This is a genomic window from Anabaena sp. CCY 0017 (assembly GCF_963920885.1).
Classification (GTDB): Bacteria; Cyanobacteriota; Cyanobacteriia; order Cyanobacteriales; family Nostocaceae; genus Nodularia.
This window is the reverse complement of sequence record NZ_CAWUDG010000014.1, coordinates 129,180-135,723: the sequence shown is the minus strand read 5'-3', so window position 1 is coordinate 135,723 and position 6,544 is coordinate 129,180. Positions and strand designations below refer to the sequence as shown.

The window sequence follows — 6,544 nt, the reverse complement described above, 5'->3', positions numbered from 1 at the left end:
GTGTAATTCAGAAAGAGTGATATTAGCCATGATGTACTCCTAAAAGACTTGTGAACTTGTGAACTTGTGGAGACTTGTTAGTTTCAGTGAAGATCAAGATGGTGTCTAGTCGGCTCTTAGAAATTATTGGTAATCACATAAATTAGTTTTTACCTTTAATTTCTAAAGAGCCATCAATTTCAGCAGTTACCCGAAGTCATTAAATGCCACTAAATGACTTGGCTAACACAGTTACATGACCAATGGCATATACAGTCACAAATGCCCCAGCGAGCTTAGTCAGTGTCTTAGGATCGCTGACTGCAACTTGAGCGCCTATTCCACCACCGTAGCCCATTTGACCACCGGAGATGGAATCTACATCGCTGAATTCATTCAGAAAACTTTCAGAATCTTGAAACAATTCAGAACCAGCAGCGTGTAGTTCGGACAGTGTAATATTTGCCATGATTTTCTCCTAAAAGACTTGTTGTAATGAACTGAAAATTGCTTAGATTTAGCTAGACCACAGGGATAATTGGTAATAACAAAAGCTCATGTTATTCACATAGATAGCTTTTTACCTTCAATCCCTGGAAAACCATCAAGCTCTGTAGTGATCCAGAACTATTAAATGCCGGTTGCGCTGAATGATTTAGCTAACACGGTCACGTGACCAATAGCATATACAGTCACAAATGCCTCAGCTAGCTTCATTAATGTTGCGGGGTTGCTGACTCCTCCAGCGTAACCAACGTTTCCACCGGAAATGGAGTCTACATCGCTGAATTCATTCAAGAAACTTTCAGAATCATTGAATAATTCAGAACCAGCAGCGTGTAGTTCGGAAAGTGTAATATTAGCCATGATTTACTCCTAACAGTCTTGTCTTGTCGCAATTAAGCAAGTTTACAGAAAATTGTTTAAGCTGGTTGGCTCTCAGGGATTATTAATAATTAAGAAAGTCCATGTTAATCACATAGATTACTTATTAGCTTTAATCCGCAAGAGCTTGATAGCTTACTAGTTACCTGAAGCCATTAGTATCCGTGGCTGAATGACTTGGCTAACTCGGTAACATGACCAATGGCATAAACCGTAACAAATACTTCGGCTAGTTTGGTTAGTTTGATGTTTGCCATATTAGCTCCTCAAGCATTTGTCGCTGGTAAATGAAATCGGTAAGCAATCAAGCTGTGTTTGCTTAACTGATACTGTCATTTTTATTGATTGAAAACTAGAAAGTCAAGGCTAAACTCATCCTAAAAAAGACATATATTCAAGAATTTTGTCTTTGTGAAAACATAAATTATCCTTGATGAATTATATGTTTTAGTTGATAATAATACTTTTTTGAATAATTGCAACATACAAAATGTAGATTTAATAGTCGCTGTAATATAGGAATCATATTTAATTTATTCATAAATAAATATCCCCGACTTCTTGAAGAAGTCAGGGATCTGAGCCTCACAGACGATAGAAATTTTTATCAAGATGAATTTATATAGAAAATTGTCTATATATCAATAAAATCAACCAAAAATAGATGATTCTTGTAACTATAAAAATTAATTAAAAAGAATTGAATCCTTGATTAAATTGAGTCCTAGCACCAACAATTACTACACCCATTTGGGTTCTCAGGTGAACAAGAAGATTATCAAGATTTTGATCTAATGTATGTGCTAAAGAGGGATCATTTATCTCGTTGATGCCTGCTATGACTGTGTTTCCTTCACTTCCTTCTACAGTCTTCATTTCCTCTTCTGTGATTTCATTAAAAAGCTTTTGGTCATTACTAGGGTACAAATTATAGATTTCTATCCTGGCCATGTAATTTACTCCTTAAATAGTTACAGTGCAACTTAGTAAGACCTGGAAAAGGATTGTGCTGCAAAATTATAACCCATGCTTTATATTTTGCAATTTGATTGAAAAAAGTCAATATATTTTGATGATTTCCTGGACAATACTCAAGTAATTGTGTCTTTAAAAGTAACATTTTTCTAGTATTAACAGTTTTTTATATTGGGTTTTTTACCTACGCATAGAGACGCGATACATCGCGTCTCTCAGTAAGTTTTAATTCTGCGCCTGTGTTTGTGAACTGGGAATTGTCACATCTATGGGCGTTACCGATGCAGCTAGCTGTGTTAATGGCGGTTGAATGGCGGTCTGATTCCCCACAACTAGAGTCACCAGTTGTTCTGGTTTGAGGTATTCTCGTGCTACCCGTTGCACATCAGCCTCGGTGGTGGCGGCTACTGCTTTTTGATAGCGAAATAAGAAATCAGCCGGATAGCCGTAATATTCGTATCGCATCAATCTTGATAAGGTTTGAGCCGGGTTTTGAAAGTTGAATACAAAGGAGTTGAGGGTGGACTCTTTGGCAAAAGCTAGTTCCTGGGGGGTAACAGGTTGGGCTTGGATACGCTTGATTTCAGTCTGTAAGGCTTGAACAAACTGCACTGTAGCATCCGATCGCGTTTGTCCGCCGGCAATAAACATTCCTGGATAGTCGAAGCGAGGACTCCAGTAGCCATATACAGAGTAAGCTAATCCTTGGCGCGATCGCACTTCGTTTAATAAGCGTCCACCAAATCCATTTAATACCCCATTCAAGACATCTAGGGCGGCATAATCAGGACTGTTAAATTTACCGCCGATATGCCCCATCAATACACTACTCTGAGTTAGTTGTGGTTGATCGACGAAAAATACACCACCTGTATTAGCTGGCTTTACTTCTGATAACTGGGGTTGAGTCATTTGGGGGGAACGTTTCCAATCGCCAAACTTAGCTTGAATGAGCGATCGCATTTTTTGCGGTTCAAAATCCCCCACAATTCCCAAAATCATATTATTGGGATGAAAATATTGCTGGTAAAACTTGACTAAATCCTCACGAGAAATATTATCCAGCGTTGCATACTCAGTGATGCGAGCATAGGGGCTATCTTTGCCATAAATTAACTTCTGAAATTCTCGGCTAGCAATATCATCTGGATCATCGTTACGACGGGCTATACCACCCCTAGCCTGAGTTTTTGCTAAATCTAACTGTTTTTGGTCAAATACAGGCTCTCTTAGTACTTCAGCAAACAAATCAAACACCGTTTCTAAATCTTCGGTAAGAGACTCAAAACCAGCACTACCGGAGGCTTCACCAATACCAGTTTCCACACTAGCGGCGCGTTGTTCCAACATCTGATTGATCTGATCCGCCGTATGCTTCTGAGTTCCCCCAGTCCGCATCACCGCACCAGTAAAACCAGCTAGTCCCACTTTATCAGCTGGTTCGAGGCGATCGCCTGTCCGAATCATCGCCGTACCATTCACCAACGGTAAATCGTGATCCTCCATCAAATAGACAACCAAACCGTTTTTGAGGACAAAGCGCTCATTTTTCGGTAACTTAATCTCAGGTAAAGGTGCGAGTTCCAACTCAGTGTAATGTTTCGCTGCTGCTGTCGCTGCCAAAGAAAAGTTAAAACTAATCAATAAACAAGCAACAGCCAGAATCAAACTATAAAATAGCCACTTACTTTTACCCACCGTCAATTTAAAGTTGAACATTCTTAATCCCATCTGCCTCTTACTCAACCTGTCCTCTATGTCTGTGCGGTTCATCTCTTATCCTTGTTTCGACAACAACTTGCCAATTGTGCGATTCTCTGGTGTAAAAGTCGCCTTAGCTACTCGTTGAATATCCGCAGTTGTCACCGCCGAAATGTTATCTAACTGCTTAAACAAATTCCGCCAAGAACCAGTTTTCACCTCTGCTTCCAATAACTGCTGCGCCATCCCCATATTGGAATTCAGGCTACGTAACAAACTCGCCCGTGCTTGGGTTTTTACCCGTTGCAAGTCAGCCGCCGCCACAGGTTCAACTTTTAATTTGTCAATTTCTTGTCGCAAAGCTACTGCTACCTCATCCACAGTGTGATCCGGAGCAGTAAGAGCGTAAAATAACATTAAATTTGCGTATTTATCCCCAGGAAAGCCACTAAAACCCTGAGCATTTAATGCTAAACGCTGCTGTTCTACCAAAGACTTATACAAACGTGATGTGCGGCCATTACTTAATAAACCGCTAATAATTTCATAGACTGCATCATCGGGATGAGTAACTGATGGGCGGTGATAGCCTTCCAAGTACCAAGGCTGAGAGGCTAGTTCTAAGGTAAATTCTCGTGTTTGTGTTTGTGGTGGTTCAGCCGGAATATTGGACTTTGCTTGTGGTTGGTCTCGATAGCGGCCAAAATAAATTTTTGCTAGTCTTTTCACTTCTACCGGGTCAACATCTCCAACCACAGCAATGGTTAAATTACTGGGTACATAGTGAGCGTCAAAAAAGTTCTGCACATTTTCCGGTGTCAGATTGCGGATATCTTCTTCGTAACCAATCACAGGTCGTTTGTAGGGATGAACTGTGAAAGCAGTATCAATAAAATTCTCCACCATCATCCCGATAGGAGAATTATCTACCCGCATCCGCCGTTCTTCTAGAATGACATCTTTTTCTTTGTAAAACTCGCGACGCACCACCGGCTCTAAAAATCGCTCTGATTCCAGTGACATCCACAGTTTCAACTTATTAGCAGGAAAACTGTAAAAGTATTTAGTTGCTTCGGCGGAAGTCGTAGCATTTAAACCCACACCTCCTGCTTGGTTGACAATTTGCCCTAGTTCGTTTTGTGTAACCAGCGCATCGGCTTGGGACTCTACTTGCTTAAACTCAGTTTGCAATTCAGCCAGATCATCTTGTTTATTATTGGCTTTTGCGCTTCTAATTTGGGCATCTAACTGTTCTAAGCGGTCGAGTAAAAGCTTTTCAGCTTCGTAGTCTTTTGTGCCGATGCGTGTTGTGCCTTTAAATGCTAAGTGTTCTAGAAAGTGGGCGACACCAGTTTGTCCATCTGGCTCATCTACACCACCGACATCAGCATAAGTCAGAAAAGAAACTACAGGGGCTTGATGCCGTTCTAAGACGATAAATTTCAACCCATTATCCAGGCGAAACTCCGTTAATTGGTCAATTACCCGATCTAAATACGGTTGAATTGAACTTGTCTCTGGTGGGGTTTTACGAAATTGCCGAATTCTTTGCAGAGGATTTGCCGTTTGAGTTTGAGCTATAGCCATGTCTGGAAGTAACCCCGACCAGCAAATTACGAGTACCATCAAAATGGTCACGAGCCGACGCAATATGATAGTTACTTGATTTGACCAATCCAAAATTGAACGACTGGGCTGATTCATAAGCGACAATAAAATTAAAGTTCCACTACCTGAGAAATATGCTAATTAACAAACAAGGCGTTAACCTTGTATTAAGCTTTCTGTGCTTTTTGTACCTGAACGTTAGACAATAATGATACAAGCTGCGTTCCGAATATCACACAATAATTCTTATGCGAGTTTTTAATTCACCTGCAACTTCAGAAGCACAAACACGTACCCGCATTTTACAAGCGGCACAGAAGTTATTTGCCTCTAAGGGATTTGATGGTACTACCACCCGTGATTTAGCCCAAGCAGCAAATGTTGCTGAAGGGACTTTGTTTCGTTATTTTCCCAATAAAAAATCTATTTTAGTGGAAGTAGCTACTACTGGCTGGGTGGATATTCTAACAGATTTGCTGACAGAGTTGAGTGAAATGGGCAGTTATAAGGCGATCGCTCAAGTGATGCGCCGTCGGATGTGGAATTTACATAAAAATGTAGATTTGATGAAGGTTTGCTTCATGGAGGTGCAGTTTCATCCAGATTTGCGCGATCGCATTCAAGAAGAAGTCATTGGTAAAATGACCGATGTCGCCGAAGCTTTCTTTCAAAGTGCGATGGATAAAGGCATTTATCGCCAAACTGATGCTAAATTAGTGGCTAAGGTATTTTTGGGAATGTTTGCGATCGCAGGTTTTTCTAACAATACCTTAATGGCTCCAGATGCTTCACCCCAAGAAATGCAGCAAATGGCGGAAGGTTTGGCTGATATCTTTCTTAATGGTGTGTTGGCTAAAGAATAATTGAACGCCGATAAACGCCGATAAACGCGGATGAAGGAGTTTTAGGTGATTTGTTTTGCTTGTTGACTCCATTGTTGTACTACATCAATGGTTGGACACAAGTCTCGTCGCTGCGTTGTTGATACCTGTAGGCGCATAATTTGTTGGTGCAATCTATGGGTGGGAGTTTGAGCTAGTTGGGCTACAGAAGCAATACCAGAATGCAGCAATAAACCACAATATTTCATTCCTATACCAGGAATACGCGCCAAATCGGCTAAGGCGATCCATTTATTTACATATTGCAGATTAACTTGTAATTTATTGGCTAAATTTACCCTAGTTTCAGCAGTTTTTCCTTGTTGAATTAGCTGTTTTGTGGTAATAATGCCACAGTTTTGCAGTTTGGCTTGTTCTACCTCAGTTATTCCAGGTAGTTGCTCAATTGGCCAGTCACAAGCTGTCATGGGAGTTTTAGTATTTGGCTGTTTGGCGGGCATTTGCAAGGTTGAGTATGGCTATGTTTGGAGTTAATCCTAACGTTTTTTAACGCA

General features: G+C 40.6%; 7 protein-coding genes. 1 reads left to right on the top strand and 6 read right to left on the bottom strand.

Features of this window, described 5'->3' with window-relative positions; translation table 11 throughout:
* Positions 1-199: 199 nt before the first annotated feature.
* The 5 genes from ACM0OW_RS17155 to ACM0OW_RS17135 form a co-directional block, all read right to left on the bottom strand.
* The gene (locus ACM0OW_RS17155; RefSeq protein ID WP_414551365.1) at positions 200-448 is read right to left on the bottom strand and encodes a hypothetical protein; all 249 of its coding nucleotides are present in this window, start codon (positions 446-448) and stop codon (positions 200-202) included.
* A gap of 161 nt (positions 449-609) precedes the next feature.
* On the bottom strand, positions 610-846 hold the full coding sequence (locus ACM0OW_RS17150) for a hypothetical protein (protein WP_414551364.1): 237 nt from the start codon (positions 844-846) through the stop codon (positions 610-612).
* A gap of 708 nt (positions 847-1,554) precedes the next feature.
* Entirely contained in the window at positions 1,555-1,815 is a 261-nt protein-coding gene (locus tag ACM0OW_RS17145) for a hypothetical protein (RefSeq protein WP_414551363.1), read from the bottom strand.
* A 249-nt stretch (positions 1,816-2,064) separates the two neighbouring features.
* Complete coding sequence (locus ACM0OW_RS17140; protein ID WP_414551362.1) at positions 2,065-3,612, bottom strand: M16 family metallopeptidase; 1,548 nt, start codon at positions 3,610-3,612, stop codon at positions 2,065-2,067.
* Positions 3,613-3,615: 3 nt separating this feature from the next.
* Complete coding sequence (locus ACM0OW_RS17135) at positions 3,616-5,244, bottom strand: M16 family metallopeptidase (RefSeq protein ID WP_414551361.1); 1,629 nt, start codon at positions 5,242-5,244, stop codon at positions 3,616-3,618.
* Positions 5,245-5,396: 152 nt separating this feature from the next.
* On the opposite strand from ACM0OW_RS17135, the gene ACM0OW_RS17130 reads away from it, so the two are divergent.
* The gene (locus ACM0OW_RS17130) at positions 5,397-6,011 is read left to right on the top strand and encodes a TetR/AcrR family transcriptional regulator (RefSeq protein ID WP_414551360.1); all 615 of its coding nucleotides are present in this window, start codon (positions 5,397-5,399) and stop codon (positions 6,009-6,011) included.
* A gap of 41 nt (positions 6,012-6,052) precedes the next feature.
* On the opposite strand, the gene ACM0OW_RS17125 is transcribed toward ACM0OW_RS17130, so the two are convergent.
* Complete coding sequence (locus ACM0OW_RS17125) at positions 6,053-6,490, bottom strand: DUF4332 domain-containing protein (RefSeq protein ID WP_414551359.1); 438 nt, start codon at positions 6,488-6,490, stop codon at positions 6,053-6,055.
* Between the last annotated feature and the right edge of the window lie 54 nt (positions 6,491-6,544).